We start from the raw sequence: 20,642 nt of genomic DNA on the forward strand, positions 1-20,642 counted from the left end.
AGAGACCGGACATGGACCTGGCCCTGTTGCGCACGTTCGTCACGGTGCACCGGGCCGGTTCCTTCACCAGGGCGGCCGCCCTGCTCGGCCTCTCCCAGCCCGCGGTCACCTCACAGATCCGCACGCTGGAAAGGCAGCTGGGCCGCCCGCTCTTCCTTCGCAGGGCCCGCGGGGTGACCCCGACGACCATCGGCGACGAACTCGCGCACCGGGCGGCACCGCATCTGGACGCGCTGATCGAGATCACCGAGGCGGAGCTCGACGAGGAGTCGGGCGTACGGACCCTGCATCTGGCCGGGCCGCCCGAGTTCACCTCGGTACGCGCCCTGCCCGCGCTCACCCCGCTCGTCGCCCAGGGACTGGCGCTGCGCAGTTCCTTCTTCGCCTGCGCCGAGGAGACGCTGGCGGGCCTCGCGGCCGGGCACCACGACCTGGCCATCGCGACGGCCCGGCCGCGCGGCGGACTGCTCACCGCGACCCCGCTCTGCGACGAGGAGCACGTGCTGGTCGCCGCGCCGCGCTGGGCCGGGCGCCTCGGGCCGGGATCCCTGCGGCACAAGGGACCGGTGGTACTGGCCCAGCTGCCGATCGTGGAGGTCCACGAGAGCCTGCCGCTCGTCTCCCGCTACTGGACCGCCGTCTTCGAGAGCCCGCCCGCCGTCTCCGGGACCGTCATCGTGCCGGATCTGCGGGCCGTCCTGGAATGCACGGCGGCGGGCGCCGGCCTCGCCGTGCTGCCGCGCTACCTGTGCGAGAGGGCGTTGGAGCAGGGGGAGCTCGTGGCCCTCCTGGATCCTCCCGTGCCCCCGCTGCGCACCTATTTCCTGGCGGTGCGCACCGGCACCCTCGCGCTGCCGCACATCGCGCGGGCGCACGAGTGGCTGCTGCGTGCCGCCGCCGACTGGTGAGCGCACACCCGCCCGGGACCGGACGAGTGTTTCAGAATCGGTTCAGCGGGCCACGCTCTTGCCATGACCGAACGTCCTGTGGTCAAGCGCACCGCACGCGCCATCCTGCTCGACGGCAACGACCTGATCCTCATCAAACGCACCAAACCCGGAGTGGATCCGTACTGGCTCACGCCGGGCGGCGGGGTCGAGCCCGAGGACGCCACCGTCGTCGACGCCCTGCACCGCGAGGTGGACGAGGAACTCGGCGCCAAGATCACCGATGTGGTCCCCTGCTTCGTCGACACCGTGGAGCACATCGAGGGCGGCGGGGTGAAGGGCGTGAAGGTCCAGCACTTCTTCGTCTGCCGTCTGGAGTCGATGGACCTGTCCCGGCGCCACGGCCCCGAGATCGACGACCCCTGCGGGGAATACGACGTCGTGCGGGTGCCGTTCAGCCGCATGGGGATCGCCGCCGTCCACCTCGTGCCGCTGTCGCTGCGGCACTACCTGGACGGCAACATCGAGGGCGTACGGGCGATGCACGCACCCGACCTGGGCTGACCGGCGACGGCCCCGGCCCGTTCTCGTTCTGTCCTTGTCCTCGTTCTCCGGCGCGAAGGCGGTGGCGCGGGGCCGGTCGGGCCCGGGGCGGCCGCCCGGATCAGCTGTGGCCGGTGCCCGTCAGCTCCTCCAGGTAGTCGTGGCGGATGCGCTCGGCCGGTATGCCGACCCCTCTCAGCACGTCCACGCTGCTGCGGATCATGCCGGGCGGGCCGGAGAGGTAGGCGTCGTACTCGTGCCACGGGCCGCACGTGCGCACGGCCTCGGGCAGCAGCCCCTGCAGGACTCCGTCCTCCCCCGGGCCGGAGGCGACCACCGGCCGCACCGCCAGCCAGGGGTAGGTCCGCTCCAGCTCGATCAGGGTGTCGATCTCGTACAGGTCGTGATCGCTGTGCGCCCCGTAGAACACCTCCACCGGACGCCGGTCGCCCCGCTCGGCGACCTCCTCCACCAGTGCCTTGATGGGGGCTATGCCCGTGCCCCCGCCCAGGCAGAGCAGACCGTTGTGGGTGGAGTGGTCCACCGTCATCCTGCCGGTGGGCGGACCGAGGCGCACGATGTCCCCCGGCCGGGCCCGGTGCACCAGGGCGTTGGAGACCCAGCCGGCCGGGACCGCCTTGACGTGAAAGGTGAGCAGGCCGTCGGGGCGGGGCGCCGAGGCGAAGGAGTAGTGCCGCCAGGTCCGGGGCCACCACGGGGTCTCCATGGCCGTGTACTGACCGGCGAGAAAGGGGTAGGCGTGGTCGGGGCGGAGCGTGAGCACCGCTATGTCGCGGGTTCTCAGCTCGTGGGAGACGATCTCCGCGTGCCACCAGGCGGGGGCCCACTGCTCGTCCTCGGCAGCCGCGTCGATCATGATCTGCGACATCGTGGTGTAGGCACGCACCCACGCCGCTTCCGCCTCCCCGTCCCACGTGACGGTCGCGTACCGGCTCAGGGCACCCAGCAACGCCTCCCCCACCGCTGGATAGTGCCCGGACAGCGTGCCGTACTTGCGGTGTCCCCGGCCCAGTTCACCGAGGTAGTCGGCCAGGGCCACGGGATCGTCCAGCCGATCGGCCGCAGTGAGGATCGCGCGCAGGAGACGGTCGCGCTGGGTGTCCATCGCGACCGGGAACAGCTCGCGCAGCTCCGGGCGCCGGACGAAGAGCAAGGCGTAGAAGTACGAGGTCACCTGGTCGGCCACGGGTGAGATCTCGGTCAGAGTGCGGTGGATCAGAGTCGCGTCGGCAGATCTGTGTGTCGCGTCCTCGGTCCACCCGGTGGCCGGAGCATCCATCCTGTGCCTCGCCTCAAACGTCTTATGGTCGCCTTACGTACCCACACGGTCCGCAGCCCTGTTCATGGATGCGGTCGGGACCCATCGGCAGTCGCCCGGTGAGCGCTGCCACATCCCTCGGTCCAGCATGCCCGCCCCGAATACGGGCCGGACGGAACAGCAGGAAGTCCGGTTGATCGAAACGGCCTTCGTCCGGCTCTCTGCCCCGGGACCGACCTGCGGAATCCATCACGCGCACTCGGGTCGTTCCGGTTCCGGCAACAGCCCCGCAGCCGGGCGGGACGACGGTCCGCTCCCAGGAGGGAGCACACGGAGAAGGCGTGCTGTACGCCGAGACCAGTACGCGCGGTTACTCCCGCTGTGGGACGTCCGATCGCGTCGGTCCGGGCACCGTGTTTCACGTGAAACCACTCAAACGCCCCGTCCGCCGCGGTCTCCTGGTGGCGCACGTCTCGATATCCGTGAGCTGGCTGGGACTGACCGTCGGACTGCTGACACTCGGCACCGCGGCCTTCCTCACCGAGGATCCCGGCACCGCACGGGCCGCCACCCTCGCCATGAAAATCTTCGGTGACTGGCTGGTCGTGCCGGTCGCCCTGCTCTCCCTGCTCAGCGGTCTCGTCCTGGCCCTCGGCACCCCCTGGGGGCTGGCCAGGCACCGATGGGTCTGGACGAAGTTCTGGCTCACATTGATCACGGCGGCACTGTCCGTGTTCTCGTTGCGCCCCGGCATCGACGAAGCCGCGGCACGCGGCACCGTCGACATCGACCTGGTGGTCGCTCCCTCGGTGGCGACTGCGACGTACCTGTTCATCACCGCGATATCGGTACTGAAGCCCTGGGGGCCGACCCGTCGCGGCCGACGGCCACGTCCGGCTGCCGGGACCGGTAAAGCAGTGGACGCGCGAGCACCGCGTCGGACAGCCTGACCCCCATGCCCAGCTCACTTCCCCGCCCGCCCGCCGACTCGCCCGTCCGGCGCCTCACCCCGGGGGACCTGGTCGCCTGCGCCGATCTCTGCGAGGACCGGGGCTGGTCCCGCGACGAGCACAGATGGGGCCTCCTCCTGGCCGCGGGAACGGCTTACGGCATGGACGCCCCCGAGGGAAAGGGGCTGATGGCCACCTGCGTGGTGACCTCCTACGGTTCGCGGCTGGCCGCCATCGGCATGCTGCTCGTCGCGGAACGGTACGCGCGGCAGGGCGTCGGCCGGCGGCTGATGAACCACGTGCTGGCCGAGACCGGGGACATACCGCTCAGCCTCTACGCGACAGCCGCGGGACGGCCGCTCTACGAACAGCTCGGGTTCACCGGCGTGGGCCGCATCGAGCGGGTCACCGGCCTCCTCCGGCCGGCGGGGGACAGGTCCTCCGCCGTGTCCGTCCGCCCGGCCGCGGCGGAGGACCTGCGCGCCCTGGTCCGGCTGGACGCGGAGGTCTTCGGCACCGACCGGACCCACGTCCTCGCCCGGCTGCCCTCGTACGCCGACCACATCCGGGTCGCCGAGGACGGTGGAGACCTCGTCGGTTACGCGGCGGCCTGGCCGAGCGCGGGCACTCAGGTGATCGGCCCGCTGATCGCTCGTGACACCGCCACGGCCCGGGAGCTCGTCGTCTCCCTCGCCGGGGCGACGGATCGCCCCCTGCGCACGGACATCGACGCACGTCATTCGGAACTGCTCGACTGGTTCGAGGAGTGCGGTCTGCGGGTCGGCCCCACGACCACCCTGATGGTCCGCGGGGCTTCCGGCCCGCCCGGTGACTGGAGCCGCCGCTATGCCCCGCTGACCGTGGCGATGGGCTGACAGCCGGTCCCGGAGGTCCTGACGGCATGGAGCACCAGCGGCGCTCCATGCGCGTCTCCCCTGTCTGCAGTCACTGATCCCTTGCAAACGGGGGCTGTTTCGGAAGTCGCCTACCCTGGATGAAAGCGGCTCCGACCCGGAAGAGAGACCCATGACAGAGACGGACTCCGTGCCGACCTCCCTCTCCCAGGGGTGGTGCGCCCTCTCCCTGCTTCACGGGAAGATCGAGGCCCGCGTCGAGCGGGCCCTGCAGTCCGGCCATGGTCTCAGCGTGCGGGAGTACTCCCTGCTCGACGTCCTGAGCAGACAGCACAGCGGCCCCGGGGGGCACCTCCAGATGAAGCAGGTCGCGGATGCCGTCGTGCTCAGCCAGAGCGCCACGACCCGTCTGGTCACCCGCCTCGAGGACCGCGGGCTGCTGACCCGGTATCTCTGCGCCACCGACCGTCGCGGCATCTACACCGACGTCACCGAATCCGGCCTCGCCCTGCTCGCCGAGGCCCGGCCGACCAACGACAGCGCGCTGCGTACCGCGCTCGACGAAGCCGCCAGGAACCCTGAGCTGGCCACGCTGGTCGAAGCCGTCAAGGCGCTGAAGGCCCCCGCGCCGGCCGCGTGAACCGAACGGATGCCACCGGCCGCGTGCACCGGCCCAGGTGCCACCGGCCGCTTGGGCAGCCCGAACCCGGGTGCGCCACCCGGCCGTTCTGCATAGTCTGCCGATCATGAACGACCTGGAAATACGCCCTGCGGGCCCCACCGACATCCCGGCGATCGTGGCCATGCTCGCCGACGACCCGCTGGGGGCACAGCGGGAGTCGCCGGACGATCTCGCCCCGTACCGCACCGCGTTCCAACGGCTGGCCGACGACCCGAACCAGCACCTGGTCGTCGCCGTGCGCGAGGGCCGTGTCGTCGGAACGCTGCAACTGACCGTGATCCCGGGGCTCTCCCGGCGCGGCTCGACCCGCTCGGTCATCGAGGGCGTGCGCATCCACGCCGACGAACGCGGCAGCGGCCTGGGCACCCTGCTGATCGAATGGGCCGTGGAGGAATCCCGGCGCCAGGATTGCCAGTTGGTCCAGCTGACGTCCGACGCCACCCGGACCGACGCCCATCGTTTCTACGAGCGGCTCGGTTTCACCGCCAGCCACGTCGGTTTCAAGCTCGCGCTCTGATTCGCGGTCCGAGGCCCCGCCCCGCCCCGTCCAGCGGGGCGGGCGCCCACGGACCGCTCCGTGCCTCCGTACCCCGCTGGGGCGGGAGTCGGCGACCCGATCGGGCCGCCCGTGTTTCACGTGAAACGTGGCGCTCAGGCTTCGAGGCCCCGCCACCCGCCCTCGTCGACACCGCCGGGAACGGCCGCCGCGGGGTCGTACGGCTCCCGCGTGAAGACGAACGAACCGAGATCGAGATGGTTCACGCTGCCGTCCTCGTTCCGGACCACACGCAGCGTCTCCCCCGCGTAATAGCCGTCGAGACCGACCCAGGTGCCGTCGGGCCGCGCGACGAACCGGGCCCCGCGGCCACCGCCCTGCATCGGCCGGAGCTCCACCCCTCCGCCTGCGGTCATGCGCAGGATGTTCGCCCGGGTGCCCCAGTACCAGGGGCCGGTCAGCGCGAGCAGCTCGGCGTCCACCTCCGGCAGCGGACGCCAGGGCTCGGGAATGCGGGGCTCGGCCTCGGCCACGATGCCCACGAGATCGGCAGCGACGCCCCCGACCACCACACCGGCCGTCGTATTGGTGAGCACGACGGCCGACACATCGTTCTCGACGTCGATCCACAAGGACGCCAGGAAGCCGGGCAGCGAGCCCGTGTGCCCGATGAGCGTACGGCCGTCCGTACGCAGCACCTGGAGGCCCAGCCCGTAGGCGAGCTCCCAGTCACCGGACTCGCCCGGCGCGGACGGTTCGCGCATCTGCCGTACAGAGGCGGCGCCGAGCACCCGGTCGTCCCCCTCGGCCAGGAAGGCCGCGAAACGCAGGAGATCACCGGTCGTCGACCAGAGCTGACCGGCCGGGGCCATCAGCCCGAGGTCCTCCGTCGGTTCGGGCAGCATGACATCGGCCCAGGGGTGCACGGCCCAGCCCCCCGCGTGCGGGGACTGCGGCTGGGAACTCGTACGGCGCATGCCCAACGGTTCCAGGATCTCCCGTTGCAGCACCTGCTCCCAGCTCGCCCCGCGCACCTTCTCGATCAGCGCGCCCAGCAGGGTGTAACCGGGGTTCGAATAGTGGTGGCGGTGGCCGGGGATGTGCATCCGCGTCTGTTCGCCGAGCACGTCGGCCAGCTCGGGTCGCAGTGCGCCCGGAGTCCGCTCCCACCAGGGGCCGGGGGATTCGGCGGCGAGTCCCGCGCTGTGACCCAGCAGTTGATGAACCGTCACGTCGCCGACGCCGCTGCCCGGCAGGTGCTTCTCCAGCGGGTCGTCCAGGTTCAGAAGACCTTCGTCCCGCAGGCGCAGCACCAGCACGGCGGTGAAGGTCTTGGTGATGGAGCCGATCCTGAACTGCGTGTCGGTGTCGGGGGCGTGGTCGTCGACGCAGCTGCGGGAACCGCTCCAGACGATCTGCCCCTGCCGCTGCACCGCGGCGACGAGCGAGGGCGCACGGCCTTCCGACTGCGCGGTGGCGATGCGGTGCAGCAGGGCGCGCCGGGTACCGGGAAGCAACTGTTCGGGTAGGGAGGTCATCCTCAAGAACTACCCGGAGAAACCTGTGGTGGCGACCTCATTTCATGGTGCCCCCTCGGGCCCGCCACGGCCGTGGCGGGCCCCCGGCCGACCGCCGTCACCGGGCCCGAGGCAGAGGCTGCTCAGTCCTCGCCGCCGCGCATGACGCCCCAGCCCTGGAGGTCCTCCTGCGCCTTGCGGGCCAACTCGGCGTACTGCACCGGGCATTCCCACAACTCACGGGCCGAGAGTTCGGCGGGCACGGGGGTGTCCGGGTGGTCCTCCGGGGCGTACAGGTGGACCACCGCGCGGTACCGGCTCTGCACGAATCTGTCGGCGGTGGACCAGGGATGCTTCGGATGGTCGCAGGAGGCGTCCAGGTCGACGGTGTCGAGCGCGGCGGCCAGCTCGCGGGTGTAGGAGGGCGGAAGCCCCGCGTAGGACTGGGCGATGCCCATCCACATGCACAGGAACAGACCGAGCCGCTCCTCGTCCCGCACCTGTCCGGAGAGCCAACGGCGGGCCGACCACAGTGCGACCGGGCCCGTGTTGTTCTCCCAGGAGCGGCGGAGCGCCTCCTGCATGGCGACGATGTCGATGCCGCCGTCGTCCCGGACGAACTGCGCGTCGAGACAGGAGACGTCGACCCTGCCGAAGTTGCTCCGATACGCATCGCGCACGTGGCCCTCGGCCTGGTCGGCGAGGTCCGCGAGGAACCCCTCGCAGTCGAACGCCGCCAGTTCCTCGTCCTCGAGGTCGTAGTCCTCGGCGAACACGGCCCGGCCGGCCCCGGTCAGCAGGCTCGCCCCGGCCGAGACCCCGTACTCGGAGTCCAGGCCCGAGGGGTGGGAGTCGGCCGGGCAGGTGCACTCGTCCGGGTCCAGCGTGGCCCGGAACCCGTCCAGGGCCTCCATGTACGACTCGAACAGGGACTTGTTGAAGACCCTCGACGCGACATACCAGCAAGTGGCGTACAGGAGGATCGTGTACCCGGTCCGCTCGCGGCGGCCTTCCGGGGAGCCGACGCGGCCGAGCGCGTCCGCCGCGTCACCGGCGAGAGCGGCGAGGGCCTCCTCGGGGTCCACGTAGGGATAGTCACTGACGATTCCGGACAGGTCGGAGATCAGTTGACTGTGGTCGTCAGGCAGAACAGGCGTCACTTCAGTCACACCTGTAACCGACGAACGGGCCGTACGGGGCGGTTCCCCGGCACGGAAGCGGCGCCGCCCCTCACCATCCGGGCCGGTCTTCCCCGTCGGCAGAACGGCGATCACTGCGCTCCGGCCTCCTGACGACGGTCACGACACGCACGGTCGAGTACCCGGCGGCCTCGTGCCGATCGGGCACCTCGCGCTCCCCACCGGTGCCGACCGCCGGTCCGCGGTCCCCTGTCGGCGCCCCGTGGTCCGCAGCGGGCCGTGCGGGAATGTTCCGGCAGGCGGCTTCGTTGCCTCTGCGCCCTCCACGCCGCGACTCCTGGGAGCATCGTGTCCGAAGCCGTGTCCGCCACGTCCGCCGTCCCCGCCGTCCTCCCCGCACTTCCGGCCCTGAGCGCACAGGCCGAGCGACTGATCGAACTGGGGGTGCACGAGATCGCCGGGCTGCCCGCCGACGATCTGCGCGCCTTCGCCGAGACCGTCGAGGTCCCCGCGGGTGGCAACGGCGCCCTGCTCGCCGTTCACCCGGACCGGGCCCCTGCCTCCGCCCTCGCGCCGATGCTCCGCCACGCCGGCAAGCCGGGCTTCGTCGTCACCGACATGCCCGACGTCGACCTCTTCGCCCCGCTCGACACCGTCACGCTGCCCGATGCTCCGCTCTACCTCCTCACCGGCGTCGACCGCGGCGACCAGATGGCCAATTGGAGCCCGAACGAGGCGCTGCCCGCCCTCACCGCGAAGAACCGCACCCCGCTGCTGCTCACCGAGGGCATCCACTGGCTGATGCAGCAGCCCGCCGTCCTGGAGCGCAACCACTGCTTCATGACCATCGGCTCCCGGCTGCGCAAAGCCAACGGAGCACTGGACGCCCGCACACCGGCGATCTGGATCAGCAACGGCACCGGGCGGGACGGCCGCGAGCGCCGCAATGCCCCCAAGGTGGGCTGGTGCTGGGCGGGCAACCGGCACACCTGGCTGGGTTTCGCCTCCGCGACGGGACGCCTGGCCCAGGACCTGTGAGGAGTCGTGGCCGTGCGACGGGGCGGGGTCGCGGAACCGGGTGACCGACCGCGCGGCCGGCGCCCCGGTCCGACCGCGCGGGGCGGGGCGGGTGCGAGGCAGCAGAACGGTTGTCACAACCCGGTCCGCTGCCCGGTCTTGAGGAGTGACCGGACGGTGCGTCCCATGGCGCCGTCGATGTCTTCGGTCGACTCTCTTCAAGAGGAGAACAACATGAGCCGGGTCAACATCGCACACTCCCATGCGGCGGGGCACGACGAACTGGTCCCGTCGCGCTACGCGCTGAAGATCGGCGACATCGATGTGACGGTGATCAGCGACGGCGTGCTGCCGATCACCACCACGACGCTGGCCACCAACGCCGCCGAGGACGACCTGGCGGCCTGGCTCGGCGACATGTTCCTGCCGCCCGAGGTGTGCAACTGGCCGCTGAACGTCGCCGTGGTGCGCAGCGGTGACCGGACCGTCCTCGTCGATTCCGGGCTGGGGACGGAGTTCCCGGGCTTCCCGCGAGCCGGGCAGCTGGCCATACGGCTGGACGCCGCCGGGATCGATCCCGGGTCCGTGACCGACGTGGTGCTCACCCATCTGCACATGGACCACATCGGCGGGCTGCTCGTCGAGGGGCTGAGGGGCCGGCTGCGCCAGGACCTGCGCGTGCACCTGGCGGCGGCCGAGGCCGAGTTCTGGGACGCGCCGGACTTCTCCCGCACCGTCATGCCGACACCGGTGCCGGACGTGCTGCGGAAGACCGCCGCTCAGTTCCTGGACGTGTACCGCGGCCAGTTGCGGCCGTTCGAGACAGAGTACGAGGTGGCGCCGGGAGTAATGATGCAGCGCACCGGCGGTCACACCCCCGGCCACAGCATCATCCGCCTGGAGTCCGGCGGCGACCGGCTGACGTTCGCCGGCGACGCCGTGTTCCAGACCGGGTTCGACAAGCCCGACTGGCACAACGGCTTCGACCACGATCCCGAGGAATCGGCCCGCGTCCGGATCCGTCTCCTGAGAGAGCTGGCGGCCAACGGCGAACAGCTGATGGCCACCCACCTGCCGTTCCCGTCCGTCTGCCACGTGGCGGACGTCGGCAACACCTTCCGTTTCGTACCGGCCGTCTGGGACTACTGACCGAGCTCCGTCCGGGGCCGGGGCACGAGCAGCGCGTCGGGGGCCGGCCCTGACATGTGAACCCGGCCGTCGGACGAACGGGATGGAGCGGTGCCCACCCGCCGTCGCGGTGGGCACCGCTCCGAGAGCCCGAGGCACCGCCACCGAAGCCCGGCAGCACGTACGAGAACCCGCAGGGCTCCCGCATCAGGTCTGGGCCATGTCCACGAAGCGCGAGTAGTGCCCCTGGAAGGCCACGGTGATCGTCGCCGTCGGACCGTTACGGTGCTTGCCGACGATGATGTCCGCCTCGCCGGCGCGCGGGGACTCCTTCTCGTACGCGTCCTCGCGGTGCAGCAGGATCACCATGTCGGCGTCCTGCTCGATGGAGCCGGACTCACGCAGGTCGGACACCATCGGCTTCTTGTCGGTGCGCTGCTCGGGGCCACGGTTCAGCTGCGAGAGCGCGATCACCGGGACCTCCAGTTCCTTGGCCAGGAGCTTGAGGTTTCGGGACATGTCCGAGACTTCCTGCTGGCGGCTCTCGGAACGCTTGGAGCCACCGGCCTGCATCAGCTGCAGGTAGTCGATGATCACGAGCTTGATGCCGTTGCGCTGCTTGAGCCGACGGCACTTCGCCCGGATCTCCATCATCGACAGGTTGGGGGAGTCGTCGATGTAGAGCGGCGCGGTCGACACCTCCGGCATCCGGCGGGCCAGCCGTGTCCAGTCCTCGTCCGTCATCGTGCCGGACCGCATGTGGTGCAGGGCGACCCGGGCCTCGGCGGACAGCAGGCGCATCGCGATCTCGTTGCGGCCCATTTCGAGGGAGAAGATGACGCTCGGCAGGTTGTTCTTGATCGACGCGGCCCGCGCGAAGTCCAGGGCGAGTGTGGACTTTCCCATGGCCGGACGGGCCGCGATGACGATCATCTGGCCGGGGTGCAGGCCGTTGGTGAGGGAATCGAGATCGGTGAAGCCCGTGGGCACACCGGTCATCTCCCCGCTGCGCGAACCGATCGCCTCGATCTCGTCGAGGGCGCCCTCCATGATGTCGCCGAGCGGCAGGTAGTCCTCGCTGGTGCGCTGCTCGGTGACGGCGTAGATCTCGGCCTGCGCGGAGTTCACGATGTCGTCGACATCGCCGTCGGCCGCGTATCCCATCTGCGTGATCTTCGTACCGGCCTCGACGAGCCGCCTCAATACCGCCCGCTCATGGACGATCTCCGCGTAGTACGAGGCATTGGCCGCGGTCGGCACGGACTGGACGAGGGTGTGGAGGTACGGCGCCCCGCCCACCTTGGTGATCTCGCCGCGCTTGACCAGCTCGGCCGCCACCGTGATCGGGTCGGCCGGTTCGCCCTTGGCGTAGAGGTCGAGGATCGCCTGGTAGACGGTCTCGTGCGCGGGACGGTAGAAGTCGTGGCCCTTGATGATCTCCACGACATCGGCGATGGCGTCCTTGGACAGGAGCATGCCGCCGAGGACCGACTGCTCGGCATCGAGGTCCTGGGGCGGCACCCGCTCGAAACCGGAGGAACCGCCCTCCCAGATGTCTCCCCGTGCCTCGCGGTCGTGCTGCTCACCGCGGTCCCTGCCCTCACCGCGGCGGCGACGGGAAACGGGCAGACGGTCGCCGGGACCGGTGTCGGCCCAGGGGTCGTCCAAAGGCTCGGGAATGCTCACCGGGCCACCTCCTCCCGTCCGCTCAGCGGACCTCGCCACGCCACTCTTTCTTACGGCACAGCACCGACAAACAAGACGCCCGACTCCGGTTCCGGCGCGTCGAGTTATGCGTGGTTCCAGGACCGGAACAGGGTGCGGGCGCCGGACCACGGTAGGCCGCTCCGCACCGTCAGCCAATCTGGTTATCCACAGGGCATGTGGACGACTGACCAGATGCTGTGGAGAACTCTGCAGAACCTGTGCACGGAGCGGGGGACAGCACTGTGGACAAACTCATAGCCTCTTCGCTACCACCACGCTGACCTGGGCTTTTCTCATCCACCGACTGTGGGGGAGAAAAACTTCACGCCTCGGCGCAAGATCACGACAAACAGCACACAGGAGAACGCCACGCCTCAGCAAAAGTAAGGATCACCTAGCCATTGCATCTATTACCTGTGGAAGATTAGATTGACCCCCATGATCCAGGCCCCGGCATCGCCACCATCCAGTCGTCGACGGCACGACCGCGAGATCATCGCCCTCGCCGTCCCCGCCTTCGGCGCACTTGTCGCCGAGCCGCTCTTCGTGATGGTCGACAGCGCCATCGTCGGCCATCTCGGCACCCCCCAGCTGGCCGGCCTGGCCGTCGCCGCCGCCCTGCTGACCACCGCCGTCAGCATCTTCGTCTTCCTCGCGTACGCCACCACCGCCGCCGTGGCACGGCGGATCGGCGCGGGCGATCCGGCCGCCGCCATCCGGCAGGGCATGGACGGCATCTGGCTGGCCCTCCTGCTGGGCATGGCCGTCATCGCCGTAGTCCTCCCGGCCGCCCCCTGGCTCGTGAACGTCTTCGGCGCCTCCGACACGGCGGCGCCCTACGCCACCACGTACCTGAGGATCTCCAGTCTCGGCATCCCGGCCATGCTCGTGGTGATGGCCGCGACCGGCGTACTCCGCGGCCTGCAGGACACCAGGACCCCGCTGTACGTCGCCATCGGGGGCTTCGCCGCCAATGGGGCCCTCAACGCGGGACTGGTCTACGGCGCCGGGCTCGGGATCGCCGGATCCGCCTGGGGAACCGTGATCGCCCAGGTCTCGATGGCCACCGCCTACCTGGTCGTGGTGGTGCGAGGAGCGCGGAAGCACGGCGCCTCGCTGCGTCCCGACGCCGCGGGCATCAGGGCCAGTGCCCAGGCGGGCGTTCCCCTGCTGGTCCGTACGCTCTCGCTCCGCGCCGTCCTGATGATCGCCACAGCCGTCGCCGCACGCCTCGGCGACACCGAGATCGCCGCGCACCAGGTCATTCTCTCCCTCTGGAGCCTGATGGCCTTCGCCCTCGACGCCATCGCCATCGCGGGGCAGGCCATCATCGGCCGCTACCTGGGAGCCGACGACGCCAAGGGAGCGCGCGAGGCATGCCGCCGGATGGTGCAGTGGGGCATCGTCTCCGGAGTGGTGTTCGGGGTACTGCTCATCCTGGCCCGACCCCTGTTCGTTCCCCTGTTCACCAGTGACCAAGCCGTACAGGACACCCTGCTCCCGGCGCTCCTCGTGGTGGCGCTGTCCCAGCCGATCGCCGGTGTGGTGTTCGTCCTGGACGGCGTGCTGATGGGGGCGGGGGACGGGCCTTACCTGGCCTGGGCCATGCTCGTCACCCTTGCGGTCTTCGCCCCGGTCGCACTGCTGGTGCCGGTGATCGGCGGCGGCCTGACCACACTGTGGTGGGCCATGACCCTCATGATGACCGTCCGCCTGGTGACGCTCTGGCTGCGCGCCCGGTCGGGCCGGTGGCTCGTCACCGGGGCCACGCGCTGACCCCGATTCCATGTCCGTGTTTCACGTGAAACGACGGTTTCACGTGAAACACGACCCCATGGCTGGTCCGTGGCCTGTGTTCCTCCGCCTTCGGGGAACCATCGAAACAACGAAAACGGCGAAGGGCCGCACCCCGAGGGGTGCGGCCCTTCATCTGCTCCGAGGAGCTGTGCCTCAGGCGGCAACAACCTCGATGCCGAGGTTCGCAGCGACCTCGGGGTGCAGACGCACGGACACCTGGTGTCCGCCGAGCGTCTTGATCGGCGAGCCGAGCTCGACGCGACGCTTGTCGACGTCGGGGCCACCCGCGTCCTTGATCGCCGAGGCGATGTCGGCCGGGGTCACGGAGCCGAAGAGGCGGCCGGCGTCGCCGGAGCGAACAGCCAGACGGACCTTCACGGCCTCGAGCTTGGCCTTGATCTCGTTGGCCTGCTCGATCGTGGCGATCTCGTGGATCTTGCGGGCGCGGCGGATCTGCGCCACGTCCTTCTCGCCACCCTTGGTCCAGCGGATGGCAAAGCCACGCGGAACCAGGTAGTTACGGGCGTACCCGTCCTTGACGTCGACGACGTCGCCCGCAGCACCGAGGCCGGAGACCTCGTGGGTGAGGATGATCTTCATGATTCGGTCACCCTTCCCTTATCGCGCGGTGGACGTGTAGGGCAGCAGCGCCATCTCACGGCTGTTCTTGACGGCCGTGGCGACGTCACGCTGGTGCTGCGTGCAGTTGCCGGTCACGCGGCGGGCACGGATCTTGCCGCGGTCGGAAATGAACTTCCGCAGCATGTTCGTGTCCTTGTAGTCCACGTACTGGGTCTTGTCCTTGCAGAACGCGCAGACCTTCTTCTTAGGCTTGCGCACAGGCGGCTTCGCCATGATGTTTCTCCTGTGTGATCAAGAAGTGGGGGTACGAGTCGCCCTAGAAGGGCGGCTCGTCCGAGTAGCCGCCGCCGGAGCCGCCGGAGTTTCCACCCCAGCCGCCACCCTGCTGGCCCCCGCCCTGCTGACCGCCGGACGGCGCGCTCGTGGCCCACGGGTCGTCGGCGGGAGCGCCGCCGCCACCCTGCTGGCCACCGCCACCGGGACCGCCGCCCCAGTTGCCGCCGCCCTGCTGGCCTCCGCCGTATCCACCCTGGCCACCGCGACCGGTGGTCTTGGTGACCTTGGCCGTGGCGTTCTTGAGGCTGGGGCCGACTTCCTCGACGTCCAGCTCGTAGACCGTGCGCTTGACGCCCTCGCGGTCCTCGTACGACCGCTGCTTCAGCCGGCCCTGCACGACGACGCGCATGCCTCGCTGGAGCGACTCGGCGACGTTCTCCGCCGCCTGCCGCCAGACCGAGCAGGTGAGGAACAGGCCTTCGCCGTCCTTCCACTCATTGGTCTGCCGGTCGAAGATGCGGGGAGTGGACGCGACGCGGAACTTCGCGACCGCCGCACCGGACGGGGTGAAGCGCAGCTCGGGGTCGTCGACGAGATTGCCGACGACCGTGATGACGGTCTCGCCTGCCATGGATGAACCTCTCGGCGGGGATTGCTTCTGGCTGCTTGCTACTCGAACCCGATGACCTCTGAGCTAGAAGCTCAGTGGATCTCGGGACGGAGGACCTTGGTCCGGAGGACCGACTCGTTCAGGTTCATCTGGCGGTCGAGCTCCTTGACGACCGCAGGCTCGGCCTGCAGGTCGATGACCGAGTAGATGCCCTCGGGCTTCTTCTTGATCTCGTAAGCGAGACGACGACGGCCCCAGGTGTCGACCTTCTCGACCTTTCCGTTGCCCTCACGGACGACGGAGAGGAAGTTCTCGATCAGCGGGGAGACAGCGCGCTCCTCGAGATCGGGGTCGAGGATGACCATCACCTCGTAGTGACGCATGTGGAACCCACCTCCTTTGGACTCAGCGGCCACGGTCGTTCCGTGGCAGGAGGGTCGTGATGCGTGAACACCAGTGTCCCCGAGCAGAACAGCCGCCGCTGACAGCGCCCTCGATGACGAGGTAGTCGACGTGCTGGCCTGGGCAGACACCGGTGCAGACCGTACAGAGTACCCGCACAACCGCTTCCGGTTGAAATCCGGTGGTCAGGAGACGCAATCTGGACACATCGGGTGTGAGCGGCGCCACGAAGCGCCGCCTTTCGGCCAGGAGGTGCTCCATGGCACAGGCAGTACGACCCCGCCCCGCCGTCTCGCTCTTCGCCACCGACGGCAAACCCCATCCGCTCCAGGACACCCTGGTCGTCGTGACCCTGGTCCTGGGAGCACTCGCCTTCGTGACGGCGATGTTCCACCACCTTCATCTGATCAGCTCCTGGGCAGGGCTCATCGGCATCCTCACGGGCGCCTACGGGCAGTACATCTCGGTGACCACGCGCGAGAGGTTCCCGCTGATCATCGGTATCGGCGCCGCCGCCATCGGTTTCTTCCTGGGCATGGCCCACGGGGGCCTCTTCGGCGGCGTAGTGGGCTGACGGACGACGGGCCCCGGCGGACGGGGCCGGGTTCGTCACGGCAGCCGCGGGAGCCACAACCGGACACCTGGGCCGGTGCGGGGTCCTTCTCCGGGCCCCGCACCGCTCCCTGCGCGGGTTCCGGCGCCCCGTGCCCCGCCGGTGGCGGAGCGAAAAGGCCCCATAGGGCCGGACGGCGCGCTTCACGGTCACAGTAGGCTTCGGCGCGAGAGCCGGAGCCCCTGACCCATGGGGACACACCTGCCGAGGAGCGCCCCGCATGAGCCTGACCCTGAGGACCATCAGCCGAGAGCAGCATCTGGCATACATCCAGAGCCTGCCCGCGGCGAGTCACATGCAGGTTCCGGCGTGGGCGGACGTGAAGGCCGAGTGGCGCTCGGAGAGCCTCGGCTGGTTCAGCAAGGAGGGCCAGCTGGTCGGCGTCGGCCTGGTGCTCTACCGGCAGCTTCCCAAGATCAAGCGGTACCTCGCCTACCTGCCCGAGGGCCCGGTCATCGACTGGTTCGCCCCGAACCTGGACGACTGGCTCCGTCCGATGCTGGCGCACCTCAAGCAGCAGGGCGCCTTCTCCGTGAAGATGGGCCCGCCCGTCGTCATCCGCCGCTGGGACGCGGCCGCGATCAAGTCGGGCATCCAGGACCCCGAGGTGAAGCGGCTGCGCGACGTCAAGGCCACCCACATCGAGCCCCAGGCCTTCGAAGTGGCGGACAGGCTGCGGAAGATGGGCTGGCAGCAGGGCGAGGACGGCGGCGCCGGCTTCGGTGACGTACAGCCCCGCTACATCTTCCAGGTGCCGCTGGCGAACCGATCGCTCGAAGACGTCCACAAGGGCTTCAACCAGCTGTGGCGCCGCAACATCAAGAAGGCCGAGAAGGCCGGCGTCGAGGTCGTCCAGGGCGGTTACGGGGACCTCGCCGAGTGGCAGCGGCTCTACGAGATCACGGCTGAGCGCGACCGCTTCCGGCCGCGTCCGCTGGCCTACTTCCAGCGCATGTGGACGACCCTCAACAACGAGGACCCCAACCGGATGCGGCTGTACTTCGCCCGTCACGAGGGCGAGAACGTCGCCGCCGCGACGATGCTGATCGTCGGCGGGCACGTCTGGTACTCCTACGGAGCGTCCGCCAACCACAAGCGCGAGGTCCGGCCCTCGAACGCGATGCAGTGGCGCATGCTGCGCGACGCGTACGCCATGGGCGCCACCGTCTACGACCTGCGCGGCATCTCCGACTCGCTGGACGAGACCGACCACCTCTTCGGCCTCATCCAGTTCAAGGTCGGCACCGGCGGGCAGGCCGCCGAGTACCTCGGCGAGTGGGACTTCCCGCTCAACAAGCTGCTCCACAAGGCGCTCGACATCTACATGTCCCGCCGCTGACCCCCGTCGCCCCGCTGACGAAACCGGTTTCGTTCGTTTCAATGGGCATCGCGACAGTTCTTCCACCGACAGACCTTCCAGCGACCACCGCGGGCGGCCCCCGGGCAGGCTCCGCGCACCGCTGACACATCGCAGCCACCAGAAAGGTTCCGGACCGGCCATGGCGCTCTCCCTCTACGTCGACACCGCGCGCTGGCGGGCGCACCAGAAATCCGTCCTCGACCAGTTCCCCGGCCTCGTCCCGGTCTGCAAGGGCAACGGATACGGCTTCGGTCACGAGCGGCTGGCCGACGAGGCCATCCGTTTCGGCTCCGACATGCTCGCCGTCGGCACCACCTACGAGGCCGCCCGCGTCAAGGACTGGTTCAGCGGCGACCTCCTGGTCCTCACCCCGTTCCGCCGGGGCGAGGAGCCGGTGCCGCTGCCCGACCGCGTCATCCGGTCCGTCTCCTCCGTGGACGGCGTGCACGCCCTGGTGGGCGCCCGGGTCGTCATCGAGTGCATGAGCTCGATGAAGCGCCACGGCGTCAAGGAGGAGGAACTCGGGCAGCTGCACGCCGCCATCGAGGACGTACGGCTCGAGGGCTTCGCCCTGCACCTTCCGCTGGACCGCACGGACGGCTCGGACGCGGTCGAGGAGGTCATCGCCTGGATGGACCGGCTGCGCGCGGCCCGGCTGCCGCTGCACACCATGTTCGTCAGCCACCTGCGCGCCGAGGAGCTGGGCCGGCTCCAGCAGCAGTTCCCGCAGACCCGTTTCCGCGCCCGTATCGGCACCCGGCTGTGGCTCGGCGACCACGAGGCGACGGAGTACCGGGGTTCCGTCCTGGACGTCACGCGCGTCGCCAAGGGGGACCGCTTCGGCTACCGGCAGCAGAAGGCCGCCTCGGACGGCTGGCTGGTGGTCGTCGCCGGCGGCACGTCGCACGGGGTGGGCCTGGAGGCCCCGAAGGCCCTGCACGGCGTGATGCCGCGAGCCAAGGGCGTCGCCCGCGCGGGCCTGGCCACCGTCAACCGCAACCTGTCGCCGTTCGTCTGGGCGGGCAAGCAGCGCTGGTTCGCCGAGCCGCCGCACATGCAGGTGTCGATCCTGTTCGTCCCGGCGGACGCGCAGGAGCCGAAGGTGGGCGACGAGCTGGTGGCCCACCTGCGCCACACCACCACCCAGTTCGACCGCCTGGTCGACCGCTGACGAAGGCACCGGCCCCGGGAGCGGACGTTCCCCGGGGCCGGTCCGTCCTCAGTCCGCGGCCGGTCCCCGCTCCGCGCCCCACTCCACCCTCGGTGCTTCGGCCCCGGGGTGTGCGTGCCGCGACGGCCGGGCCGCCCGGCCCAGTACGAACGCGTCCGGGGCGCCGTCGAGCACCCCGCCGGACGGGTCGTCCGACCCGTCGAGCCGTACGACGTCCCGCTCCGGCACGAGGATGTCCCGTACGACGACCGCGCAGAGGTACAGCGTGCCCAGCAGGTGCAGGGCGATCGCCAGCTGATACCCCTCCGCGGGCAGCCCCTGGTGCTTGTCGCCGCTCGTCGTGTACGCGAGGTACATCCAGATCCCCAGGAAGTACATGACCTCGCACGCCTGCCAGATCAGGAAATCGCGCCAGCGCGGCCTGGCCAGGGCCGCCAGGGGGATCAGCCACAGCACGTACTGCGGCGAGTAGACCTTGTTGACGAGGATGAACGCCGCGACGACGAGGAAGGCGAGCTGAGCGAAGCGCGGCCTGCGCGGTGCCATCAGGGTCAGCGCCCCGACGCCCGCGCACAGCAGGACCGTCACCAGGGTCGAGACGGTGTTGACGGTCGACACCTCGATGCTCTCACCGGTGCGCTGCGTGATGATCAGCCAGAAGGAGCCGAAGTCGATGCCCCGTTCCTCGCTGAACGTGTAAAACTTCTTCCACCCCTCGGGCGCGAAGGCCATCACCGGCAGGTTCACCACCAGCCAGGACACCGCCGCCCCGAGCGTGGCCGTGCCGAACTCCCGCCACTTGCCCGCACGCCAGCACAGGACGAACAGCGGCCCCAGCAGGAACACGGGATAGAGCTTGGCGGCCGTGGCGAGCCCGATGAGGACGCCGAACGCCAGGGTCCGGCCCCGGGACCACATGAGCATCCCCGCGGCCGTCAGCGCGATGGCCAGCAGGTCCCAGTTGATCGTGGCGGTGAGCGCGAAGGCCGGAGCGAGAGCGACCAGCAGCGCGTCCCAGGGGCGGCGCCGGTGCGTGCGGGCGACGCAGACGGCGATGATCACGGCGCAGACCATCAGCATGCCCGCGTTGACCATCCAGTACATCTGCTCGCGGTACTGGATCGACCCGCCCGGCGTCAGCCAGGACGCGACCTGCATGAACACTCCCGTCAGCACGGGGTACTCCAGGTACTGCATGTCGCCGGGCAGCCGGTCGAAGTACGGCACGAGTCCGTCGGAGAAGCCGCGGCCCACATAGAGGTGCGGGATGTCCGAGTAGCAGGCGTGGGTGTACTGCGAACCCGCTCCCCGGAACCAGGCCCAGTTGTAGCAGGGCAGCTTCTGCACCATGCCCAGTGCGAACATCCCGAGGGCCACCAGGGCGACGACGGCCACGGGCGTGAGCGTCGTGCCGCCGAGTCTCGCCCAGCGCCCCGATCGCCCGCCGATCAGCTCGCTGCCGGCCTCGGCGATCTCGTCCTCGTGCGTGGGCCGTACGACGGACTGGTCCTGCGGCTGGTGCACACTCGTGTCTTCTGCGCTCGGCATGCCGCTCATCCTGCCGTACGGGCCCGTGGAAACGACGAGGGCCGCCGCACCATGTGGTGCGGCGGCCCTCACCGCCGGTCGGCC

Annotated in this window: 21 protein-coding genes; 12 read left to right on the forward strand and 9 right to left on the reverse strand. The window is 69.9% G+C overall.

The genetic code is table 11. From position 1 onward, the window contains the following. Positions 1-11: 11 nt before the first annotated feature. On the forward strand, positions 12-908 hold the full coding sequence (locus ACFYW1_RS07400) for a LysR family transcriptional regulator (protein ID WP_388988443.1): 897 nt from the start codon (positions 12-14) through the stop codon (positions 906-908). A gap of 63 nt (positions 909-971) precedes the next feature. Next, positions 972-1,451, forward strand: a complete 480-nt coding sequence (locus tag ACFYW1_RS07405) for an NUDIX domain-containing protein (RefSeq protein ID WP_283852813.1) — start codon at positions 972-974, stop codon at positions 1,449-1,451. 100 nt (positions 1,452-1,551) lie between these two features. Here ACFYW1_RS07405 and ACFYW1_RS07410 read toward each other — a convergent pair whose 3' ends face one another. Continuing rightward, complete coding sequence (locus tag ACFYW1_RS07410; protein ID WP_388988446.1) at positions 1,552-2,730, reverse strand: FAD-binding oxidoreductase; 1,179 nt, start codon at positions 2,728-2,730, stop codon at positions 1,552-1,554. A 401-nt stretch (positions 2,731-3,131) separates the two neighbouring features. On the opposite strand from ACFYW1_RS07410, the gene ACFYW1_RS07415 reads away from it, so the two are divergent. From ACFYW1_RS07415 to ACFYW1_RS07430, 4 genes are all read left to right on the forward strand, one after another. After that, positions 3,132-3,659 (forward strand): DUF2269 domain-containing protein, encoded by a 528-nt coding sequence (locus ACFYW1_RS07415; RefSeq protein ID WP_388988449.1) that lies wholly within the window; start codon positions 3,132-3,134, stop codon positions 3,657-3,659. A 5-nt stretch (positions 3,660-3,664) separates the two neighbouring features. Further along, on the forward strand, positions 3,665-4,534 hold the full coding sequence (locus ACFYW1_RS07420) for a GNAT family N-acetyltransferase (protein ID WP_388988452.1): 870 nt from the start codon (positions 3,665-3,667) through the stop codon (positions 4,532-4,534). Positions 4,535-4,685: 151 nt separating this feature from the next. Next, entirely contained in the window at positions 4,686-5,153 is a 468-nt protein-coding gene (locus ACFYW1_RS07425; RefSeq protein ID WP_388988455.1) for a MarR family winged helix-turn-helix transcriptional regulator, read from the forward strand. 106 nt (positions 5,154-5,259) lie between these two features. Beyond that, on the forward strand, positions 5,260-5,712 hold the full coding sequence (locus ACFYW1_RS07430) for a GNAT family N-acetyltransferase (RefSeq protein ID WP_388988458.1): 453 nt from the start codon (positions 5,260-5,262) through the stop codon (positions 5,710-5,712). Positions 5,713-5,846: 134 nt separating this feature from the next. Here the strand turns inward: ACFYW1_RS07430 and ACFYW1_RS07435 are convergent, their stop codons facing one another. Together ACFYW1_RS07435 and ACFYW1_RS07440 are read right to left on the reverse strand one after the other, a co-directional pair. Beyond that, positions 5,847-7,229 carry a serine hydrolase domain-containing protein gene (locus ACFYW1_RS07435; RefSeq protein WP_388988461.1) on the reverse strand — a complete coding sequence of 461 codons (1,383 nt, stop codon included), beginning with the start codon at positions 7,227-7,229 and terminating at the stop codon, positions 5,847-5,849. Between the two features lie 122 nt (positions 7,230-7,351). Next, positions 7,352-8,368, reverse strand: coding sequence for a hypothetical protein (locus ACFYW1_RS07440; RefSeq protein ID WP_388988464.1), 1,017 nt, complete (start codon positions 8,366-8,368; stop codon positions 7,352-7,354). A 327-nt stretch (positions 8,369-8,695) separates the two neighbouring features. Between ACFYW1_RS07440 and ACFYW1_RS07445 the strand changes: the two genes are divergently transcribed. Together ACFYW1_RS07445 and ACFYW1_RS07450 are read left to right on the forward strand one after the other, a co-directional pair. Beyond that, entirely contained in the window at positions 8,696-9,385 is a 690-nt protein-coding gene (locus ACFYW1_RS07445) for a DUF5701 family protein (RefSeq protein ID WP_388988467.1), read from the forward strand. 213 nt (positions 9,386-9,598) lie between these two features. Beyond that, positions 9,599-10,513 (forward strand): MBL fold metallo-hydrolase, encoded by a 915-nt coding sequence (locus tag ACFYW1_RS07450; RefSeq protein WP_388988470.1) that lies wholly within the window; start codon positions 9,599-9,601, stop codon positions 10,511-10,513. Between the two features lie 186 nt (positions 10,514-10,699). Here the strand turns inward: ACFYW1_RS07450 and dnaB are convergent, their stop codons facing one another. After that, the gene (gene dnaB / locus ACFYW1_RS07455) at positions 10,700-12,178 is read right to left on the reverse strand and encodes a replicative DNA helicase (protein WP_388988474.1); all 1,479 of its coding nucleotides are present in this window, start codon (positions 12,176-12,178) and stop codon (positions 10,700-10,702) included. Between the two features lie 459 nt (positions 12,179-12,637). Here dnaB and ACFYW1_RS07460 point away from each other — a divergent pair, with 459 nt between their 5' ends. Beyond that, positions 12,638-13,975 carry an MATE family efflux transporter gene (locus tag ACFYW1_RS07460; RefSeq protein WP_388988477.1) on the forward strand — a complete coding sequence of 446 codons (1,338 nt, stop codon included), beginning with the start codon at positions 12,638-12,640 and terminating at the stop codon, positions 13,973-13,975. Between the two features lie 174 nt (positions 13,976-14,149). On the opposite strand, the gene rplI is transcribed toward ACFYW1_RS07460, so the two are convergent. From rplI to rpsF, 4 genes are all read right to left on the reverse strand, one after another. Beyond that, on the reverse strand, positions 14,150-14,596 hold the full coding sequence (gene rplI, locus ACFYW1_RS07465; RefSeq protein WP_148836976.1) for a 50S ribosomal protein L9: 447 nt from the start codon (positions 14,594-14,596) through the stop codon (positions 14,150-14,152). 18 nt (positions 14,597-14,614) lie between these two features. Continuing rightward, entirely contained in the window at positions 14,615-14,851 is a 237-nt protein-coding gene (gene rpsR / locus ACFYW1_RS07470) for a 30S ribosomal protein S18 (protein ID WP_003967857.1), read from the reverse strand. A 43-nt stretch (positions 14,852-14,894) separates the two neighbouring features. After that, positions 14,895-15,485 carry a single-stranded DNA-binding protein gene (locus tag ACFYW1_RS07475; RefSeq protein WP_388988482.1) on the reverse strand — a complete coding sequence of 197 codons (591 nt, stop codon included), beginning with the start codon at positions 15,483-15,485 and terminating at the stop codon, positions 14,895-14,897. Between the two features lie 71 nt (positions 15,486-15,556). Beyond that, complete coding sequence (gene rpsF / locus ACFYW1_RS07480) at positions 15,557-15,847, reverse strand: 30S ribosomal protein S6 (RefSeq protein ID WP_015609864.1); 291 nt, start codon at positions 15,845-15,847, stop codon at positions 15,557-15,559. 278 nt (positions 15,848-16,125) lie between these two features. Between rpsF and ACFYW1_RS07485 the strand changes: the two genes are divergently transcribed. From ACFYW1_RS07485 to ACFYW1_RS07495, 3 genes are all read left to right on the forward strand, one after another. After that, positions 16,126-16,440, forward strand: a complete 315-nt coding sequence (locus ACFYW1_RS07485; RefSeq protein ID WP_388988485.1) for a hypothetical protein — start codon at positions 16,126-16,128, stop codon at positions 16,438-16,440. 259 nt (positions 16,441-16,699) lie between these two features. Continuing rightward, entirely contained in the window at positions 16,700-17,818 is a 1,119-nt protein-coding gene (locus ACFYW1_RS07490; RefSeq protein ID WP_148836973.1) for a peptidoglycan bridge formation glycyltransferase FemA/FemB family protein, read from the forward strand. Between the two features lie 160 nt (positions 17,819-17,978). Then, positions 17,979-19,010 carry an alanine racemase gene (locus tag ACFYW1_RS07495; protein WP_148836972.1) on the forward strand — a complete coding sequence of 344 codons (1,032 nt, stop codon included), beginning with the start codon at positions 17,979-17,981 and terminating at the stop codon, positions 19,008-19,010. Positions 19,011-19,058: 48 nt separating this feature from the next. On the opposite strand, the gene ACFYW1_RS07500 is transcribed toward ACFYW1_RS07495, so the two are convergent. Next, positions 19,059-20,558: a glycosyltransferase family 87 protein gene (locus ACFYW1_RS07500; protein WP_388988489.1), complete on the reverse strand. Its 1,500-nt coding sequence runs from the start codon at positions 20,556-20,558 to the stop codon at positions 19,059-19,061. Between the last annotated feature and the right edge of the window lie 84 nt (positions 20,559-20,642).

The organism is Streptomyces sp. NPDC002669, assembly GCF_042889165.1.
Lineage (GTDB): Bacteria > Actinomycetota > Actinomycetes > Streptomycetales > Streptomycetaceae > Streptomyces.